Raw genomic sequence first — 19,290 nt, 5'->3', positions numbered from 1 at the left:
GAAGACAAAGGATAAGTTTCAGGCTGGGAGTTTGAAAAATAAAGAGCTGGGAAGAGATAGAATATAAAATTACTAATTGACGGAGTTCGAAAATTAAATATAAAAAGCCGGAAGTTACTTTCAGTTTAATTTTATTTGAAGTTATATCCCGGCTCTAACTCCTCATTCAATCTCTTTCTACTCTCAAAGAATTCCTTATTTTTGCAAAAAGAAAAAATTCGTGATTAACAGCGATCAGATAAAAGAAATTCAATCCAGGATTGAAGATTTACACAGATACCTTCAGATTGAAAAAAAGAAAATAGAAATTGCCAATGATGATGAAAAAACGGCAGCCCCTGAGTTCTGGGATAACCCTAAAGCAGCTGAAGCATTTTTAAAACAGCTCCGCTCCAAGAAAAAATGGGTGGAAAGCTATGATGAAATTCAGGCACAGTTTGAAGATTTGCAGGTTCTAGCCGATTTTGCCAAAGAAGATCCCGATTCTGAAAAAGAATTGGACGAAACCTTTCCGTTATTGGTAGAAAAAATAGAAGACCTGGAGTTTAAAAATATGCTTTCCAATGAAGGGGATGAGCTTTCTGCCGTACTTCAGATCACTGCCGGGGCCGGAGGAACGGAAAGCTGTGACTGGGCTTCTATGCTGATGAGAATGTATACCATGTGGGCAGAAAAACAAGGCTATAAAATCCGTGAACTGAACTTCCAGGAAGGGGATGTGGCAGGAGTAAAAACCGTTACCCTGGAGATTGAAGGAGAATATGCTTTCGGATACCTGAAAGGAGAAAACGGAGTACACCGGTTGGTAAGGATTTCACCGTTTGACAGCAATGCAAAACGCCACACAAGCTTTGTTTCCGTATATGTTTATCCATTGGTAGATGATACCATAGAGATCAACATTAACCCGGCTGATATCAGCTTTGAAACAATGAGAGCTTCGGGAGCCGGAGGACAGAACGTAAACAAAGTGGAAACTGCTGTACGTCTTCGCCACGCACCTACAGGAATTATTATTGAAAACTCGGAATCCCGCTCACAGCTCCAGAATAAAGAAAAGGCCATGCAGCTCCTTCGTTCAAGATTATACGAAATGGAACTGGAAGAGCGGATGAAAGCCAGAAATGAAATCGAAGCCAATAAAATGAAAATCGAATGGGGCAGCCAGATCAGGAATTACGTAATGCATCCTTATAAATTGGTAAAAGATGTACGCTCAGGCCATGAAACATCAGATGTGGATGCTGTAATGAATGGTAATATCACTCCATTTTTAAAAGCATTCCTAATGGCTGATGGAACGGCCGTTTCCGATGATGACCTGAACCTATAAATATCATGCCTGATTTTAGTTAAAATCTTATAATTAATTTTTGTTTCAGACATTTTAGACTTATTTTTGTTGTACATCGATATATATGGAAGATTTCAATAGCTGGAAGGATTTATTAAACCCGGAGTTTTATATTAAAATGGGAGGGTTTTGGCTTATTTTATTTATAGTTTTTGCTGAAACAGGTCTTTTTGTAGGATTTTTTCTACCTGGAGACTCTTTATTGTTTGTTTCGGGAATTTATGCCGTTGAAATCATCAAAGAGACTTTTGGCTCCACAGGGAGCGATTTTTTGGATACAACCCTTTTAGCATCAGGAGTAGCAATTGCAGCTATTATAGGAAATGAAGTAGGATATTATTTTGGAAGAAAAACGGGTCCTGCTTTGTATAAAAGACCGGATTCTATGCTCTTTAAGAAAAAGTACCTGTACCAGGCGCATGATTTTTTTGAAAAACATGGTGCGCTGGCAATCATTATGGCAAGATTTTTACCGGTGGTAAGAACATTTACTCCCATAGTTGCGGGTATTGTAAAAATGGATAAAAAAGAATTTTTGAGAGACAATGTCATTGGAGCAGTCCTATGGTCTTTTATTTTGATCTTCGCAGGCCACTACCTGGACAAATTATTTATGGAACAGTTTGGTGTCAATCTTAAAGAAAAGCTGGAGTATATCATCATTGTTATTGTATTGATTACAACACTTCCGGTGATTATCAAATTTATGTTCGGTAAAAAGGATGATTTATCCAAATACGAAAACAAAGATTTTGAATAAAAGTTATATAAAATATATAGATAGCCTGCTTAAAGCGGGCTATTTTTTTATCCATTCCAGAATATTCGGATAGATAATGCTGTCTCTTTTTCTTTTATTGAAGAGCCTTGGAACATGGCCCGTTCTTTCCATAAAGACAAACTTATGCGGTACATTCAGTCGGGTAAGCGCAGAATCCATGGCAATTCCCTGATGCTGGCTCACCAAAATATCCTGATTTCCCTGGAATAAAAGGGTAGGAACATCAGTAATATTGGCGATAGGACTGGCTTCTTTAAAAGCTTCGGAAATCTTTTTACGGTCAAATGGAATTCCCACCATTTTCTGAATGGTAGGTGATGTATATCTGGAGTAAAAGGAATTTAAGTAGTCAGGACTGTAAAAATCTGTAGGCCCGCTTAACGAAATGATTTTCTTAATCTGGTCAGGATGTTGATATCCATATAACAGCGCCAGATGTCCTCCGGCACTTTCGCCAAGGATAATATAATTATTGGGGAGAAGCTCTGCCTTTTCGGTTAAAGAATTAAACTGCTCAATAGCCAGGGCTATATCGTCAAGCTGCTCTTTATAGGTTATTTTCTTTTTCCTGGATACCAATCTGTAGTTCATGTTAATGCTCGGAATATTATTCTTGAAAAGCATTTTCTGAATCTGGATCATGTGTTCTTTTTTCCCCAATGTCCATGCACCTCCATGCACGATGAGAAGGACAGGTGAATCTGACGGGTAATTCTTAGGGAGAAAAATATCCATTTTCTGCCTTTTATGCTTACCGTATTTCAAATTATAAATTTTCTGCTGACCTTCCGGGCCTACCCAGACTCTGAATTTCGTATTGCAGGATTGCAACAGGAAACCGATGAATCCCATAGCGAAAAAATGATACCTGAGAATGAGTCTTTTCATTAATTAAATATACTGAAATTCGATTGATTATGGATCAGATTTTCTCCTTTTTTGAAAACAAAAGAGATTTCAGCATCATCATCCTGCAGTAAAAATAGGCCCTCTTTTCAGCCTGCATTTTTACCTTAGAACGGTTATCATTCCGGATAACATAAAAATATCCTAAAGCAAATACATGATTGGTGCCACGTAATATCAGGTCAAATCAGTAAAAAGAAGTAGGCTTTTGCTCATATCCACATACTGCGTCGAAAATATTTTAAATTAATAGCCGGAAATAAATAAAAATAGATTTTAATATTTATTTTTGCTGAACTTAACAGAGATTAAAAAAATATTAAAATATGGCATCAGGCTTTTTTGCAATTTTAGATGATATTGCAGCATTGATGGATGATGTTGCCGTTACCAGTAAAATAGCAACACAGAAAACGGCAGGAATATTAGGTGATGATTTAGCGGTAAATGCAGAGAAAGCTACGGGCTTTCTTTCTTCCAGAGAGATTCCGGTTTTATGGGCTATTACGAAAGGATCATTTATCAATAAGCTGATTATTCTTCCTATTGCTTTCCTGTTGAACTGGCTTTACAAACCGGCTATTGAAATAATCCTTATTTTGGGAGGAATATATCTGGCTTTTGAAGGAGTGGAAAAAATCATTGAATTTCTATTTCATCGTTCCAAAAAAGGACATGAGGTTATAGAAGAAAGTAAAATAGAAGAGAACTCGGAAGTATCCGAGAAAGCCAAAATCAATTCTGCTATCAGAACAGATTTTATTCTTTCTATTGAAATTGTGATTATTGCTTTGGGAACGGTAATTCAAGAGAATCATCCGCTATTAACCCAGATTCTTACGGTAACTTTCGTGTCATTTATAGCTACTGTAGGGGTATATGGAATTGTAGCCCTTATTGTAAGAATGGATGATGCTGGTTTTAGCCTAATCAGAAAAAGTCATGATAAAGGTTTCTTTTCAAAACTGGGCCATTTACTGGTAAAAGCATTACCTGTAATTATTAAATTATTGGGAATTGTAGGAACCATTGCCCTTATCCTGGTTTCAGGAGGTATTTTTTCACACAATATTCATTATCTGCATGATTCGCTTCCAACCTGGCCATCAATGCTTAAAGAATTTACTTTCGGAATTATAGGCGGACTGGCTGCAGTAGCTGTTTTTACCGTTGGGAAGGCAGTATATTCATTAGCTACGAAGAAATAGAATTTTACATCGAAATAAAAAAAACATCCTGTACTCAGAAAAAGTACAGGATATTTTTTTATAACCTTTAAATAAAAAGAGACCCTAAGGCCTCTATATTAGTTGAATAAATCTTTCACTTTATCAAAAAAAGTTTTTTCCTTGCCTGAAGGTTCTGCAACCATTTCCCCGCTGGACATCTGCTTTTCAAAGAAATCTTTCTGTTCCTTCGTAAGCTTTTGTGGAGTCCATACATTAATGTGGATAAACATATCTCCTTTTCCGTAACTGTCGATGCTCGGCAGCCCTTTTCCGGCAAGCCTTAAAATCTTTCCGGATTGTGTTCCCGGGTCAACGGTGATTTTTACTTTTCCACCTACGGTAGGAACCTCTTTTTTAGTTCCTAATGCTGCTTCAGCAAAAGATACGTATAATTCCTGGTGAAGATTGTCGCCTTCTCTTTTGATGGTTGGATCTACTTCTTCTTCAATGATAACCAATAAGTCACCCGGAGTTCCACCAAATGGAGCATCATTTCCTTTTCCTCGCACGTTTAGCTGGATTCCGTCTCTGGCACCGGCAGGAATGTTAATGCTGATTTCTTCTTCATCTTTGATAAGACCCTGTGCATTGGCACCGGCAGGAATTTTATCAGCAACCTTTCCGATTCCCTGACAAGTACCACAGGTGGTTTGAGTCTGCATCTGGCCAAACATCGTGTTCATTACTTTAATCTGAACACCGGAACCGTTACAGGTAGGGCATGTTTTTGATGTGGCACCTTCCGCCATCTTCATTTTTTTTACTTTGATGGTCTTCTGGGTTCCGTTTACCATTTCCTCAAGGTTCAGCTTGATTCTGATTCTTAAATTAGAACCTTTCACCTGCTGACGGCCTCCGCCGCCTCCAAAGCCTCCGAAACCACCACCGAAAATATCCCCGAACTGGCTGAAAATGTCTTCCATATTCATTCCGCCTCCGAAGCCTCCGCCTCCGAAACCACCGTTTCCTCCCAATCCGGCATGACCGAACTGATCATATCTGGCGCGCTTCTGGTCGTCACTTAATACTTCATATGCTTCAGCAGCTTCTTTAAATTTTTCTTCAGCCTGTTTATCCCCGGGATTTTTATCCGGGTGATATTTAATGGCCATTTTTCGGTATGCTTTTTTTATTTCGTCGGCCGATGCAGACTTGCTGATCTCGAGGACCTCGTAATAATCTCTTTTTGACATGACTTTCTATTCTATAATCGATGATTGATAAATGATAAAAGATATTAAAATTCAAGTAATAAAGGATTATTATCCATCAATTATCACTCATCATTTATCATTTATAATACTAGTTTCCTGTTACTACCTTTGCAAAACGGATTACTTTATCATTTAAAGTGTATCCTGTTTCAATAACATCTACAATTTTACCTTTCAGATCTTCTGACGGAGCAGGGATCTGGGTAATGGCTTCGTGGAAGTCTACATTGAAATTATCTCCTGCCTTTACCTCCATGGTTTTCAACCCTTTTTCGCCAAGTTTATTTTTAAATTTCTGGTAGATTAACTCTACTCCCTGTAAGTCAGCCGGATTACCATTTTTAGCGATTTCCTTTAATGCTCTTTCAAAATCATCCAAAACACCCAGCATAGATACCATCATGTCCTGATTGGCATATTGGAAGAATTCCATTTTTTCTTTTGCCGTTCTTTTTTTTATAGTTTTCGAATTCGGCATATAATCTGATATAACGGTCCTTTTCTTCTGCCAAAAGGTCTTCTGCAGAAGGAGTATCTGTCACATTGTCCTCAGACGTTGTGGAGTTCTGAACTTTGTTTTCTTCCTGATTATTGATGCTTTCTTCGTTAATATCCTGATTTTCCATAATTCAATATTTATTTACACAATTGTTTGACAAAGAGTCTGCCAAATAAAAAAAATCAGGACATTAAGGCAGAAAAAGGAGGGAGGGTAGAATTGAAAATAAAAAGCTGAATGTAAATGTCAAGTGATTTTGTTACTACTGTGGTAATTTTCAGCTTTTCCATTATTTAGATCTCATTTATTGTTCCCCCGTTAATGTTTGGTATAGCAGATATACATTCAGAACAATGATGATCCCCGAAATGATCCAGGCACCTACTTTTAAAAATGGTTTGTTGACAAACTCTCCCATTTTAGCTTTATCATTGGTAAACATTACCAAAGGGACTACCGCAAAACTTAATTGCATGGATAAAATCACCTGGCTCAGCACCAATAAATCAGTTGTTCCCTGTTCTCCATAAAGAATAGCCACGATAAGGGCCGGAATAACGGCAATAAGTCTGGTAATGAGCCTTCTCAACCAAGGTTTTAACCGGATATTTAAGAATCCTTCCATTACGATTTGCCCGGCAAGCGTCCCGGTAAGCGTTGAATTTTGCCCTGATGCCAGTAATGCAATAGCAAATGCAATACTTGCCATTGAAGCTCCTAAAATAGGAGTTAACATTTTATAGGCGTCATGAATATCTGCAACATGCTCATTACCGGTGGTATGGAACGTAGCAGCAGCCAGGATAAGAATGGCTCCATTGATGAAAAAAGCAAGCATCAGAGATACCGTACTGTCTAAAGTAGCAAATTTTATAGCTTCTTTTTTTCCCTCCGTGTCACGAGTATAATCACGGGTTTGGATAATACTGCTGTGAAGGTACAGGTTATGAGGCATAACGGTTGCCCCCAATATTCCGATGGCTATATAAAGCATGGCCGGATTCTGAATAATTTCTTTCTGAGGAACTAATCCCCCCAGAATTTCAGTAAAAGCAGGCTGGGAAATAATAATTTCATAAATAAAGCATGCGAGAATAACGAAAATAAGTCCGCCTACAATGCTTTCAATCCAGCGGAAGCCTTTGGCCTGAAGCAAAAGAATAATCAGTACATCTATGGTGGTGATGACAATACCCCAGGTGAGCGGTATATGAAATAACAGATTGAGGGCAATTGCCGATCCTATTACCTCAGCGAGATCACAGGCAGCAATGGCTATTTCACAGAATACCCAAAGGATAAAATTGGTTGCAGGACTAAAATGGTCCCTACAGGCTTGTGCCAGGTCCCTTTCAGTAGCTACTCCCAATTTCAGGGATAAATGCTGAAGAACCATGGCGAAAATATTGGAAATAAGAATTACCGAAAGCAAAGTATATCCAAACTGTGCTCCGCCGGCAATATCGGTTGCCCAGTTCCCCGGATCCATATAGCCGACAGCAATCATTAATCCGGGGCCCGTAAAAGCCAGATACTTTCTCCAGAAAGAACCTTTTTTAGGTACTTTTATTGAAGAATAAACTTCCGGTAATGAATGGGCTGTTTTATCTTTTCGCCAGGCGCTCTTTAATTTTAAATTCATGAATGTTAGAAATGACTAACAAATTTAATTAAATAAATGTAAACAAAAAAATTAAGGGATAAAAAAATCCCAGAAATCACTTTCCGGGATCTAATTTATTCAGTCTAAGATTATTTTGCAAATCTTACTGCCATTTTTCTGTCAGAAGCTCTTTCAGCATCAGAAGCTTTTGCATCTACTTTAGCAAATTTACTTCCGTATCCTTCAGCCTCAAGCACCTGAGCGCCTACTCCGGCTTTTACTAAAGCAGCTTTGATGTATTCAGCTCTTTCCTTGGAAAGTTTAACATTAGCAGCCTCGTTACCTGTTTTATCTGTATAGCCTCCGATTTTGATTTTTGCATCAGGGAAAGCTTTTAAAATAGCTACCAGGTTATCCAATTGTCCCTGAGAACCTGCTTCCAGTTCTGTAGCGCTTCCCATTTTGAAATTAACATGGTCAAAGTCATACCATTTATCTTTCAGGGCAGCATCATCAGCGGCGTTTTTTGTATCCGTCAGATTTCAGGAATGCAATCATCTGATCTTCCATTCCTCCTTTGTACCCTTTTAGAGTTACTCCGTTAAGATCAATATTTTCATCAGTTCTGGCCGGTGCGGTAGTCGGAGCAGTAGTATCTGTCGATGTCTGAACGGTAGCCGTGTCTGTAGCCATCCCTGTTGAGTCAGCTGATGTAGTGGTAGTAGTGGTATTTTGTTTTTTGTCGCACTGCTTCCATAAGAAATAGGCAGCTGCAATCAATAATAAAAGCGGAAGCAACCATTTCCAGATTGAACCTCCGCCTTGATTATTGTTATTATTATTAAATTGTTCTCTTATTTCTCTGGCTCCTTCAGAAACATTTTCCCTGGCTGTAGCTACACCTTCGGCAAGATTATCTTTAGCCGTGGATGCTACTGAAGAAACGTTTTCCTTAGCCTGTCCAAACCAATTCTCAGCTCCTAAACCAAAAGAAGCTAAAGAAAGACCTGCCGGCAATAACGAAGAGACAATGCCTTTTTGGTCATTCAGTAGACTGGAAATACCTGATGGGCCGAGATTATTATCTGCAGCGTATTTTCCGATAGTGCCTACCGTAGCTCCGGTCACCAGATTTAACAAAGAACCTGCAGAATTATTGCTGATTCCTGAAAAAGTGGCAATGGAGTTCACTAATCCGCCTATCTTGTCTCCAAAAATTGAAGATAATAAAGTGGTGATAATAGGGCTATTGTAAGTTCCTCCTAATAAATTCCCCAAAATCCCGCTTGAAGAGGCTTTCGTGATAGCATCCAAAACGCCAGGATTGTCTGCGTTATTGGCTAATCCACCTACTACTGCAGGCAATAAGCCGCCAATTGCTTTAGAAATACCAGATTCGCTTTCTCCAAATTGTGATGCAGCTTGTGTTACTAAAGCGGGACCTAATTGTCCTTTAATTAAATCAATGACATTTAAAGACATAATAATAAATTTTTTTAGATTAATGTTGTGATAAATTTAAACAAAAATCTGTCAAAATGCCACTTTTTTTTGAATATTTCTTTAAAATTTAACGAAGTTTTTTTAAATCGTTAAAAAATTTTAATACGCTTTTGCGAATAACACACGTCTCTTAGAAGGTTTTCCGGAGATCAGTGAAATACCTTCTTCCACATCATCATCCAAAGGAATACATCTGATCGTTGCCTTAGTTTCTTCTTTGATCTGTTCTTCCTCTTCAGCCGTACCATCCCAGTGAGCATAAATAAAGCCTCCTTTTTCTTCCAGAACTTTTTTAAACTCCTCATAGCTGTCAACTTTTGTAATGTTGTCTTTCCTGAAGTTTAAGGCCTTGTTATAAATGTCTTTCTGGATAGTTTGCAGTAATTCTTCAATATATACATCTATCCCCTCAATAGAACGAACTTCTTTGGTAAGATTATCTCTTCTCGCAATTTCTACAGATTTGTTCTCGAGGTCTCTTGGTCCCATTGCGATTCTTACAGGCACTCCTTTCAACTCGTATTCAGCGAATTTCCAGCCTGGTTTGTTCTGGGTATCGTTATCAAATTTCACAGAAATTCCTTTCGCTCTTAATTTAGCCTGGATTTCCAGTGCAACTTCACTGATTTGTTCCAGTTGTTCTTCCCCTTTGAAAATAGGAACAATCACCACCTGGATCGGCGCTAAAGTTGGAGGCAATACCAATCCGAAATCATCAGAATGCGTCATAATCAATGCTCCCATCAATCGGGTAGAAGTCCCCCATGAAGTAGCCCAGGCATATTCTATTTTTCCTTCTTTATTGGTGAATTTTACGTCAAACGCTTTTGCGAAATTCTGCCCCAGGAAATGGGATGTTCCTGCCTGTAAAGCTTTTCCATCCTGCATTAATGCTTCAATACAATAGGTTTCATCAGCACCGGCAAACCTTTCAGAAGGTGTTTTAAGACCCTGGATAACAGGGATTGCCATAAAGTTTTCAGCAAAATCAGCATATACTTTGTTCATTTTTTCAGCTTCTTCCACAGCTTCTTCTCTTGTAGCGTGTGCCGTATGTCCTTCCTGCCATAAGAATTCTGCTGTCCTTAGGAACAGACGGGTTCTCATTTCCCAACGTACTACGTTCGCCCATTGGTTGATCAATATAGGTAAATCTCTATAGGATTGAATCCAGTTTTTATAAGTATTCCAGATGATTGCTTCAGAGGTAGGTCTTACAATAAGCTCTTCCTCAAGCTTTGCTTCAGGGTCTACAATCAGTTTTGAAGGATTGTCAGGATCGGTTTTTAATCTGTAGTGGGTAACTACAGCACATTCTTTCGCAAAACCTTCTGCATTTTTTTTCCTCAGCCTCAAATAAGCTCTTGGGCACAAAAAAGTGGGAAGTATGCATTCACGTGACCTGTTTCCTTGAATTTTTTATCCATTTCATCACGCATTTTTTCCCAGATTGCATAGCCATACGGTTTGATTACCATGCATCCACGTACTCCTGAATTTTCAGCTAAATCAGCTTTTACCACCAGCTCATTATACCATTTGCTGTAATCTTCGCTTCTTGAGGTTAATTTTGCCATTATCTTTTAAAATTTTTTTAACTTTTGGACGTTATTGTTATCTAAAAATAAAAATCTATTTTTGATAGATTTTTTTTTACCTGTATTTGGTACATTTTTGGTACAGATTGCAAATATAATTTAAATTAAAAATTTTTACGTTATCATGAAAAGAAATATACATAAAAATTTGCTTGGTCTGCTAAGATCCAAAGGGATTCTGGCTGTATCAGGCGGATTATTGCTTATGTCTTGTGGTGCTCAGATGGGAGGGTATAGCGAGACAGACGGGGTGTACTATGACCCTAACAAGGATACGCTGCCTGAAGGAGTGATCATCAATGATGGCGGAAACAGAGTAGGAGAATACTATGACTATTATCAGGATTCTAATGTGATTCAAAATGCACAGATAAACTCGAGAGAACAGCAAAATAAATATAATGACTGGAGTGGTACTAATTGGAATACGAACGCAACGGATTCTGATTGGGGGCTTTATGCAGGATCCCAAACCAATTATTACGATAATTCCTGGGGCTGGGGATATCCTTGGGGCTGGTACGGAGGATATAGTCCTTACTGGGGCTGGAACCGCGGCTGGGGCTGGGGTCTTGGACTGTCCTGGGGTTGGGGCGGATCATTCGGCTGGGGGCTGGGGAGGCTCTTTTGGCTGGGGTAATCCCTATTGGGGTGGCTACTGGGGTGGTTACTATGATCCTACTGGGGCGGTTACTATGGGTACCCGTACTGGGGAGGTGGTTACTGGGGTAACGGTTACAGAACTACCTACAGAAGAAGTGGTGCCAGCGGAGGCTTTGTTGGAAGTCCGGGGATAGGAAGCGCTGTATACAGAACAAACACAGCAAATACCGGTTCAGGGTTCAGAGACCATTCAGGAGGATTTAGAAACGGAAGTTCAGGAGGTTTCAGAGATGGAAACTCAGGAGGTTTCAGAAACGGTAATTCAAATGGCGGTTTCAGACAGGGGAATTCCGGTGGATTCAGAAATGGAAATTCTGGTGGATTCAGAGATGGTAATTCCGGAGGTTTCCGAAGTGGTAATTCTGGTGGATTCCGTAATTCTGTTCCGCAAACAAGACCTAACTATAATTATCAGCAACCATCCCAACCGCGATATAATAACGGAGGTTTCAGAGATGGTAATTCCGGAGGCTTCAGATCAAGCGGAGGTTTCAATTCCGGCGGCGGTGGAGGCTTTAGAGGCGGCTCCGGCGGTGGAGGCGGTATGAGATCCGGTGGCAGCGGTGGCTTCAGATAATTTTCAACTCAATAAACTATAAAAAAATAATGTTAAAAAAATCTTTAGTATTAATGAGTGTTTCTGCTGCATTTTTTGCGCAGGCACAGGATGTATCTGTGATAAGAAATACTGTTGATGTTTACTCAGGTTCTCCTATGGTGGGTTCTGCAAAGTTTAATGCAATGGCAGGTGCCAATGGTGCTTTAGGAGGTGATGCCAATTCTTTACTTACCAACCCTGCAGGGTTAGGAGTTGCTATTTCAGGGGAGATTTCGGGAACTTTATCTGTTATGGGAAATAAGAACAGCAGCTCTTGGGCTGGTACCACAGTAGATTATAATAAAACGAAAACCGATCTTGGAAACGTAGGGGGAATAATTGCTTTTCCTCTAATGACGGAGACTGCCTGGAAATTTATTAACATTGGTATCAATTACTCTAATCAGTCTCTTGATAATTATATAGAGTCAGGAGGAAATAATAACCTGATTTATGATTTTGATACGAATAAAAGTTCCTCTTTTGCAGGACATGCCTATAACAGATATGGACATCTATCAAAAATGAGCTTTGGTGTAGGTGCCAATTACAATCATAGTTTCTATGTAGGGGCAGGTCTGAACTTTTTCAGTGCTTCTATTGATCAGTATGATACTGCTGCTTTTCAGTCTCTTCAGAACAATTCTTTAGAGTATTTCAGTAAGCAGAATACACCTTATTTTGAAAGATCCTCAGGTTTTTCAGCTTCATTAGGGGTAATCGGGAAACTAAGTCCTAACTTCAGGTTGGGAGCATCTCTTGAAACTCCGACATTCTGGACTATAGACAGGGATTATACTTTTTATAATGATTCAAGCTTAGGAGATGGGGTAGCTTATGAAGGAAGAAAATTTACTTCACCGCTTAAAGCAACAGTAAGTGCTGCATTTGTAGCCAGCAAAAACTTCTCATTGAACGTAGATTATACATTAGGACTTACAAAACCTGACTATAAAGTATATGGACCGGCTGAAAGAGAATTGAATGACTTCTTTAAAGAGAATTATAAAAACCTTTCAGAAGTGAGGGTAGGTGCTGAATACAGAATACAGCAGTTTAGACTGAGAGGCGGTTATTCTTATGTTTCCAGTCCTTTTGATGCTCTTACAATCAACAGATATAATGATGCGGGAACTACGGGAGACCAGTCTTACAGCAATCTTATGCTGAATAACAGAAACCTGGTTTCGTTCGGTATTGGCTATGACTTTAAGTCATTCTATATTGATGCTTCATACCAGAACATTACTTCCAAATATAGTAATCCTTTTATGAGAGGAGTTCTCAACAATCAGATAGACTCTGCATATTACTCGGATAATAATATTGTACAAAGTGACGCATATGCTGTTTCTGATGTAAAGAATAACCGAAATAATTTCTTCCTTACCTTAGGATGGAAATTCTAATTTCGGTATAAATAATATCTATACAATAAAAGCTCCGTTAATTCCGGAGCTTTTATTGTATTTTAATGGTGATGGAAGAGATGCATTATTAATGCCAGCGAAACTCCAAGGACCACCAATCCGATTTTAATCCAGTCAATATTATGGTTTTTATTGCTTTCAAAAATAATAACTGATGAAATGTGGAGAAAGATTCCTCCTACAATAGCCAGAAAATAAGGCTGAAGATCCGGATTGAAATAATTCCCCAGCAGCATTCCCATCGGCGATGCTAAGGCAAAAAGAGCTATAATCAGCAAGGAAGGGTATGAGGAGCTTTTGGAGTCCTTTTTTCCATTGAACAAAAATGCTCCTAAAATAAATGAAATAGGAAGGTTGTGAAATACAATTCCTAAAAGATAAGGGGATATCTCATGTTCCTCATTGGCAAGAGGGATTCCTTCGATAAAAGCATGAATAAACAACCCTATCATTAATGCTACCGGAAGGACATTGTGATCATTATGATGATGAAAGTGACCATGTTCAAAACCTTTGGTCAGGGCTTCCAGGATCATCTGCAAAAGAACACCGGCAATGACAAATACTCCAAGGCTGCTGCTTTCTGAAGCAGTGTAGACTTGCGGGAAAACTTCGTTCAGACATATTGTAATCAAAAAACCGGCACTTAAAATCAAAAGATTTTTGGCCAGTTTTTCCTTTTTACCAAAGTGTTTTCCCAGGAATACTCCTGCGAGTACACTTAAAATCAGTAAAAGTACTGTTATCATTATTTTTTCTTAAATAAATTGATACACCGTGGAGAGTTTTCCTTATTAAATTCATTCAGCTGATAATCTCCCCATATTTTTATTCTTTCAAAACCATATTCAGAAGCATATGCATGGATTTCTTCCAGCGTGTGGAGTTTTACTCTTTCAAAGAAATGAAAAGGTTTGCCGTCTGCTTCAAAGCGAATATCTTTGATAACATGCCTCCCTTCAATTTTTTTCAAAATCTTAAAGTCAATATTCCCACGGGTGATTACCGTTTCAGGAACCAATGTCTTTCTCACATATTCTTCATTCAGATAATCCAGTACAAAATACCCGCCGGGTTTTAAGACATTATAAACGGATTGAAAAACTTTTTTATCATCATCTTCGCTGTCAAAATATCCGAAACTTGTAAATAAATTGAAAACAGCATCCATGGGATCTGCATCAATCGGGTTTCTCATATCATGAACTTCAAAAATCAGGGTCTGATTTTCAAATTGTTTATCAGACTCAATACTGTGTCTTGAAAGGTCTAATCCAAGCACATCGTAGCCTAATTTGTTAAGAAAAACAGAGTGTCTCCCTTTACCACAGGCTAGATCTATGATTTTAGACTGAGGCGGAAGCTGAAGCTCTGCAGTAAGCTTTGTGATGAAGTTTTCGGCTTCAGTATAGTCTCTGTTGCTATATAAAAGATGATAATAAGGGGTATCAAACCAAGATTCAAACCATTCCATAATGCAAAAATAACTAAATTTGTGCGGTTAAAAGCAAAGTATTTTACAACATTAAGAGATTGAAAAATTCAATTGGTCAATGCGTTGAATAGCTAATCTTTTAATTATTACTATTTTAAATCTTTTAATTATCATTTATGGACACAGAAAATCTACAAATACAGATCAAAACATTCTTCGGCCTGGAGCAGATTCTTGCGGAAGAAATTAAAAAACTAGGCGGAAGAAAGGTAGAGATCAAAAACAGGGCGGTGAATTGTGAAGGGGATCTTGGTTTTCTTTATAAGATCAATTATTCTGCAAGGACAGCCTTGAAAATATTGGTGCCTATTCATGAATTTAAGGCGTTTAATCAGCATCAGTTTTACGACAGGTTATTCAGGTTTGAATGGGATGAATTTATGGATGTGGACCAGTCTTTTTCCATTGATGCTACTGTGAATTCTGAAACTTTCAAGCATTCACAGTTTGTAACTTTGAAAATGAAGGATGCCATTGTGGATTATTTTCAGGAAAAGTATAAAAGACGTCCTAATGTTGAAACGAGAAATCCGGATATGAAATTCCATCTTCATATAGACAGGGAGTTGGTTATGATTTCTTTGGATTCTTCGGGAGACCCTTTATTTAAGAGAGGGTATAGAAGAGAACAAGGGGAGGCACCGATTAACGAAGTTCTGGCAAGTGGAATGCTGCAGCTTGCAGGCTGGGATGGGAAAGGTAATTTCCTTGATCCGATGTGCGGTTCGGGAACATTACTGATTGAAGCAGCAATGATCGCTATGGATCTTCCGGCCCAGATTTTCAGAAAGAGATTCGGATTTCAGAACTGGAAAAACTATGACGCGGAATTATTCTCAAAAATTAAAGAGTTTAGAATCAACAGGGTACGGCAATTTGAAGGAAAGATTGTAGGGTATGATATTGATGCACGGATGCTGAATGCTGCCAGAATGAATGTAGAAGCTGCAGAAATGGAGGATGTCATTGAAATCAAAAAGCAGAATTTCTTTGATTCCAAAAAAGAACTTTTCCCGTTATTAATGGTATTCAACCCTCCATATGATGAGAGAATTGCCATCAATGATGATGACTTCTACAAAAAAATCGGAGATACTTTTAAAACAAATTATCCCAATACACTGGCATGGTTGATTTCGTCTGATCTGGAAGCTGTGAAAAAGATCGGTTTACGTCCTTCAAGAAAAATCAAGCTTTTCAACGGGAAACTGGAAACAAGATTTCTGCAATATGAAATGTATGAAGGAACGAAGAAAATACACAAATTGGAAGATAAATCTTAAGCATTTCAGTTCTTCTGTGATTACTTTGAGACTGCGTACAGGATCTTTATTTAAAAGTTAATTTCTATAAGAAGCTGTTAAACTGTTTGCGGGTTCTTCTGCGAATAAGTAATTTTGAAAAATTTTCAATTTGAAGCCTAGTATTTCCATTATTGTTGCTATTTACAACCGAAAAGATGAACTTTTCGAGTTGCTGACTTCCCTTACCCAACAGACTGATAAAGAGTTTGAAATTATTATCGTAGATGATGGTTCCCTGATTGATCTGAAGCCTACCATTCATCATTTTGAAGGAATCCTAGATATTCAGTATTTCAGAAAAGATAATTCAGGGCCGGGATTAACAAGGAATTACGGGGCAGCAAGAGCAGCTAATGAATGGCTGATTTTTGTAGACAGTGATGTAATTGTTGAGAAAGACTATATTGAAAATATTAAAAATGACATTTTAACGATTCCATGCGATGCATTCGGAGGTGCTGATAAGGCTCATAAAGGCTTTAATCTGATGCAGAAAGCCATCTCCTATTCTATGACATCGGTTTTTACAACAGGTGGCATCAGAGGAAGCAAGAAAGCTGTTTCAAAGTTTCAACCCAGAAGTTTCAATATGGGAGTGAAAAAGGCAGTTTTCGAAAAAGTGGGTGGTTTTTCCGAAATGCGGATAGGAGAGGATCCGGATTTATCTATGACGCTTTGGGAAAATGGCTTTACAACAGCTTTTTTTGATGACATTGCAGTCTATCATAAGCGTAGGGTAGATTTTGGAAAATTCTCCAGACAGGTGTATCAGTTTGGGTGCGCACGGCCTATTCTTAACCAGAGACATCCCAACTATGTAAAAATATCATTTGCTTTTCCTACATTGTTTATGTTAGGATATATTATGGGCTTTTTTGAATACTTTCTATTGCACAGGGGAATTATCCTTGCTTTTTACGGGCTTTACACCTTTCTGGTATTTTTTCATGCAATGTTACTGACTAAAAATATAAGCATTGCCGGGATGGCGGTAATTTCTACCTATATCCAGATGTTTTCCTATGGTTACGGGTTTTTAAAGTCGTGGATCCTTTTAAATGTTTTCAGAATGAAACCTGAAGAGGCTTTCCCTCATCATTACTATAAAAAAATAATAGAGTACCATATCCCTGCTTATTTTACTGATTGCACGGATTAGTGTTCAAACTCCAATATAAATATCAGTTCGGGATTGCAATAAAACAAAAAGGCTGCTCATATTAGAGGCAGCCTTACTTGTACAATAAATTTAAGATATAGAAATGTTTTCATGGTTGAGGACACCTACTTTCAGCATACATTCTTTCATTTTATGGTAGGTTCTTTTGATATCATGATCCAGACCGATGGAGAATCTGATTAATCCGTCAGAAATTCCTATAGCGGCACGCTCATCTTCAGGGATTTCAGAGGAAGTGGATTTTCCTGAGCATGAGAATAATGTTTTATAAAAACCGAGACTTACGGCCAGATAACCGAGATTGGCTTCCTGCATCAGCTCCATCAGCTCATTGGCTTTTTCGGTTGTTCCGGCATCCAGGGTCAGTAGCCCTCCATATCCGTATTCTTCATCAATCATGCTTTTCATTAGCTCATGATTCTTGTGAGAAGGTAATCCGGGATAGGATACTTTTAAGCCATCTTTTTCAAATTTTTCAGCAAGATATAAGGCATTGTGGCTATGCTGTTTTATCCTGATATGCAGTGTTCTGAGATTTTTAAGAATACTTGATGATCTCAGGCTGTCCATAGTAGGCCCTAGAAGCATGCATGCTCCGGAATTTACATTTTTGGTATCATCAATAAATGCCTGTGTACCGCAGTATACTCCACCCACCGTATCACTGCTTCCGTTAATGAATTTCGTTAAACTGTGGATAACAATATCTGCTCCGAATAGCTGAGGAGAGATAGAAAGTGGTGAAAAAGTATTGTCAACCACTAATTTCAAATCATGTTTTTTACAAATTTCTGAAAGCTTTCTGAGGTCTGCCACTTCAAGGAGCGGATTGCTTACACTTTCACAATAGATAACTTTTGTATGAGGAGTAATTGCATTTTCTATAACCTCAAAGTTGTTAATGTCAACAAAAGTAGTGGCTACATTGAACTGGGGCAGAAAGTTTTTAAGAAAAGCATACGTTCCACCATAAATAGTCCTGCTTGAAATAATATGATCTCCACTTTTACAAAGCTGCATTAAAACAGAAGTAATAGCCCCCATTCCTGATGCTGTAACATTGGCAGATTCCGTATTTTCCATTTTGGCAAGAGCCTGGGCCAGATAAAGATTCATGGGAGATGAATGTCTGGAATATAAATAACATCCTTCTGCATTTCCTTCAAAAGTATCGAACATCGTCTTGGCAGAAAGAAATGTATAGGTAGAGCTGTCAGAAATAGAAGGATTTACTCCCCCGAATTCACCAAAGTACTGAAGGTCCTGGATCTCGTTGGCTGAATTAAATTTTTCCATAAACATTGTTTTTATTTTATCTGCCTAATTTGCATTATTTTCATAATTATTACAATGTAAATTTGAATATTTAGAATATAAAACTGTAAAATATTGTTTATATAGAAAATATATTTGGTATCTTCGAAAATATTAAGAATTCACCAAAAATTTATCTATGGAACTTGATGAAATTGATAAAAAACTGCTTCTTTTTTTGCAGGAAGATTGCAAACAAACCACCAAAGAACTGTCCGGAAAACTGGGTTTATCTGTTACTGCTGTTTATGAGAGGATAAAAAAGCTGGAAAATGCAGGCATTATTTCAAAGTACGTGGCATTGTTAGACAGGCAAAAGGTCAGGAAAAACTTTATGGTTTTATGTCATGTTAAACTGACGCAACATAAAAAAGAATTTGTATTGCAGTTTGAAAAAGAAGTCATGAATCTCCAGGAAGTTACCGAATGCTTTCATGTGAGCGGAGATTATGATTATATTTTAAAAATAGGAGTAAAAGATATTGAAGACTACCGCAGTTTTATGTTAAGCAAGCTTACTACACTTCAGCATATTGCAAGTACCCAGAGTTCATTTATGATTTCTGAAGTAAAAAATACAACTGCAATTACTTTATAATTGAATTTAAAGTGATTCCGG

Annotated in this window: 17 protein-coding genes and 2 pseudogenes; 9 read left to right on the top strand and 10 right to left on the bottom strand. The window is 38.1% G+C overall.

All coding sequences use genetic code 11. The annotated features are described in order from the left end of the window. Positions 1-220: 220 nt before the first annotated feature. Entirely contained in the window at positions 221-1,333 is a 1,113-nt protein-coding gene (gene prfB, locus HX13_RS13085) for a peptide chain release factor 2 (RefSeq protein WP_050021477.1), read from the top strand. Between the two features lie 85 nt (positions 1,334-1,418). Further along, entirely contained in the window at positions 1,419-2,114 is a 696-nt protein-coding gene (locus HX13_RS13080; RefSeq protein WP_050021476.1) for a DedA family protein, read from the top strand. Between the two features lie 39 nt (positions 2,115-2,153). Here the strand turns inward: HX13_RS13080 and HX13_RS13075 are convergent, their stop codons facing one another. After that, complete coding sequence (locus tag HX13_RS13075; protein ID WP_050021475.1) at positions 2,154-3,023, bottom strand: alpha/beta hydrolase; 870 nt, start codon at positions 3,021-3,023, stop codon at positions 2,154-2,156. Positions 3,024-3,367: 344 nt separating this feature from the next. Here HX13_RS13075 and HX13_RS13070 point away from each other — a divergent pair, with 344 nt between their 5' ends. Next, complete coding sequence (locus HX13_RS13070) at positions 3,368-4,249, top strand: DUF808 family protein (RefSeq protein ID WP_050021474.1); 882 nt, start codon at positions 3,368-3,370, stop codon at positions 4,247-4,249. Between the two features lie 98 nt (positions 4,250-4,347). Here the strand turns inward: HX13_RS13070 and dnaJ are convergent, their stop codons facing one another. The 6 genes and pseudogenes from dnaJ to proS all read right to left on the bottom strand — a co-directional run bounded on the left by dnaJ (position 4,348) and on the right by proS (position 10,666). Continuing rightward, a complete protein-coding gene (dnaJ, locus tag HX13_RS13065; RefSeq protein ID WP_050021473.1) occupies positions 4,348-5,463 on the bottom strand; it encodes a molecular chaperone DnaJ in 1,116 nt (371 codons plus the stop codon). 109 nt (positions 5,464-5,572) lie between these two features. Further along, positions 5,573-6,110: pseudogene (locus HX13_RS13060) on the bottom strand (nucleotide exchange factor GrpE). Positions 6,111-6,287: 177 nt separating this feature from the next. After that, positions 6,288-7,625 (bottom strand): Nramp family divalent metal transporter, encoded by a 1,338-nt coding sequence (locus HX13_RS13055; protein WP_050021472.1) that lies wholly within the window; start codon positions 7,623-7,625, stop codon positions 6,288-6,290. Positions 7,626-7,735: 110 nt separating this feature from the next. Further along, positions 7,736-8,047 carry an OmpA family protein gene (locus HX13_RS24340; RefSeq protein WP_238555324.1) on the bottom strand — a complete coding sequence of 104 codons (312 nt, stop codon included), beginning with the start codon at positions 8,045-8,047 and terminating at the stop codon, positions 7,736-7,738. A gap of 52 nt (positions 8,048-8,099) precedes the next feature. Next, positions 8,100-9,068 carry a DUF937 domain-containing protein gene (locus HX13_RS22805; RefSeq protein ID WP_238555323.1) on the bottom strand — a complete coding sequence of 323 codons (969 nt, stop codon included), beginning with the start codon at positions 9,066-9,068 and terminating at the stop codon, positions 8,100-8,102. Between the two features lie 120 nt (positions 9,069-9,188). Continuing rightward, positions 9,189-10,666 (bottom strand): annotated as a pseudogene (gene proS / locus HX13_RS13045) (proline--tRNA ligase). Between the two features lie 145 nt (positions 10,667-10,811). On the opposite strand from proS, the gene HX13_RS24335 reads away from it, so the two are divergent. The 3 genes from HX13_RS24335 (at position 10,812) to HX13_RS13030 (ending at position 13,357) form a co-directional block, all read left to right on the top strand. Beyond that, positions 10,812-11,327, top strand: coding sequence for a hypothetical protein (locus tag HX13_RS24335; protein WP_050021471.1), 516 nt, complete (start codon positions 10,812-10,814; stop codon positions 11,325-11,327). A 253-nt stretch (positions 11,328-11,580) separates the two neighbouring features. After that, positions 11,581-11,898, top strand: coding sequence for a hypothetical protein (locus tag HX13_RS24330; RefSeq protein ID WP_050021470.1), 318 nt, complete (start codon positions 11,581-11,583; stop codon positions 11,896-11,898). Between the two features lie 58 nt (positions 11,899-11,956). Further along, positions 11,957-13,357, top strand: coding sequence for an OmpP1/FadL family transporter (locus HX13_RS13030; protein WP_050021469.1), 1,401 nt, complete (start codon positions 11,957-11,959; stop codon positions 13,355-13,357). Positions 13,358-13,419: 62 nt separating this feature from the next. Here HX13_RS13030 and HX13_RS13025 read toward each other — a convergent pair whose 3' ends face one another. Both HX13_RS13025 and HX13_RS13020 read right to left on the bottom strand, forming a co-directional pair. After that, positions 13,420-14,124: a ZIP family metal transporter gene (locus tag HX13_RS13025; protein WP_050021581.1), complete on the bottom strand. Its 705-nt coding sequence runs from the start codon at positions 14,122-14,124 to the stop codon at positions 13,420-13,422. Between the two features lie 2 nt (positions 14,125-14,126). Further along, the gene (locus HX13_RS13020) at positions 14,127-14,852 is read right to left on the bottom strand and encodes a class I SAM-dependent DNA methyltransferase (protein WP_050021468.1); all 726 of its coding nucleotides are present in this window, start codon (positions 14,850-14,852) and stop codon (positions 14,127-14,129) included. Positions 14,853-14,989: 137 nt separating this feature from the next. Between HX13_RS13020 and HX13_RS13015 the strand changes: the two genes are divergently transcribed. Together HX13_RS13015 and HX13_RS13010 are read left to right on the top strand one after the other, a co-directional pair. Further along, positions 14,990-16,156 (top strand): class I SAM-dependent RNA methyltransferase, encoded by a 1,167-nt coding sequence (locus HX13_RS13015; protein ID WP_050021467.1) that lies wholly within the window; start codon positions 14,990-14,992, stop codon positions 16,154-16,156. Between the two features lie 130 nt (positions 16,157-16,286). Next, the gene (locus HX13_RS13010) at positions 16,287-17,336 is read left to right on the top strand and encodes a glycosyltransferase (RefSeq protein WP_050021466.1); all 1,050 of its coding nucleotides are present in this window, start codon (positions 16,287-16,289) and stop codon (positions 17,334-17,336) included. A gap of 90 nt (positions 17,337-17,426) precedes the next feature. On the opposite strand, the gene HX13_RS13005 is transcribed toward HX13_RS13010, so the two are convergent. Beyond that, positions 17,427-18,653, bottom strand: coding sequence for an aminotransferase class I/II-fold pyridoxal phosphate-dependent enzyme (locus HX13_RS13005; RefSeq protein WP_050021580.1), 1,227 nt, complete (start codon positions 18,651-18,653; stop codon positions 17,427-17,429). Between the two features lie 157 nt (positions 18,654-18,810). Here HX13_RS13005 and HX13_RS13000 point away from each other — a divergent pair, with 157 nt between their 5' ends. Continuing rightward, positions 18,811-19,269 carry an Lrp/AsnC family transcriptional regulator gene (locus HX13_RS13000; protein ID WP_050021465.1) on the top strand — a complete coding sequence of 153 codons (459 nt, stop codon included), beginning with the start codon at positions 18,811-18,813 and terminating at the stop codon, positions 19,267-19,269. The last annotated feature ends 21 nt before the right edge of the window (positions 19,270-19,290 follow it).

The sequence above is a fragment of the Chryseobacterium sp. P1-3 genome, assembly GCF_000738495.1.
GTDB lineage: Bacteria > Bacteroidota > Bacteroidia > Flavobacteriales > Weeksellaceae > Chryseobacterium > Chryseobacterium gallinarum.
The sequence above is the reverse complement of the archived record's forward strand: the minus strand, read 5'-3'. Positions and strand labels throughout refer to the sequence as shown.

Coding starts and splice junctions, on each gene's coding strand:
- HX13_RS13080 (WP_050021476.1), top strand. CDS start 1,419: ATGGAAGATTTCAATAGCTGGAAGGATTTATTAAACCCGGAGTTTTAT.
- HX13_RS13075 (WP_050021475.1), bottom strand. CDS start 3,023: ATGAAAAGACTCATTCTCAGGTATCATTTTTTCGCTATGGGATTCATC.
- HX13_RS13070 (WP_050021474.1), top strand. CDS start 3,368: ATGGCATCAGGCTTTTTTGCAATTTTAGATGATATTGCAGCATTGATG.
- dnaJ (WP_050021473.1), bottom strand. CDS start 5,463: ATGTCAAAAAGAGATTATTACGAGGTCCTCGAGATCAGCAAGTCTGCA.
- HX13_RS13055 (WP_050021472.1), bottom strand. CDS start 7,625: ATGAATTTAAAATTAAAGAGCGCCTGGCGAAAAGATAAAACAGCCCAT.
- HX13_RS24340 (WP_238555324.1), bottom strand. CDS start 8,047: ATGGGAAGCGCTACAGAACTGGAAGCAGGTTCTCAGGGACAATTGGAT.
- HX13_RS22805 (WP_238555323.1), bottom strand. CDS start 9,068: ATGTCTTTAAATGTCATTGATTTAATTAAAGGACAATTAGGTCCCGCT.
- HX13_RS24335 (WP_050021471.1), top strand. CDS start 10,812: ATGAAAAGAAATATACATAAAAATTTGCTTGGTCTGCTAAGATCCAAA.
- HX13_RS24330 (WP_050021470.1), top strand. CDS start 11,581: ATGGAAACTCAGGAGGTTTCAGAAACGGTAATTCAAATGGCGGTTTCA.
- HX13_RS13030 (WP_050021469.1), top strand. CDS start 11,957: ATGTTAAAAAAATCTTTAGTATTAATGAGTGTTTCTGCTGCATTTTTT.
- HX13_RS13020 (WP_050021468.1), bottom strand. CDS start 14,852: ATGGAATGGTTTGAATCTTGGTTTGATACCCCTTATTATCATCTTTTA.
- HX13_RS13015 (WP_050021467.1), top strand. CDS start 14,990: ATGGACACAGAAAATCTACAAATACAGATCAAAACATTCTTCGGCCTG.
- HX13_RS13005 (WP_050021580.1), bottom strand. CDS start 18,653: ATGGAAAAATTTAATTCAGCCAACGAGATCCAGGACCTTCAGTACTTT.
- HX13_RS13000 (WP_050021465.1), top strand. CDS start 18,811: ATGGAACTTGATGAAATTGATAAAAAACTGCTTCTTTTTTTGCAGGAA.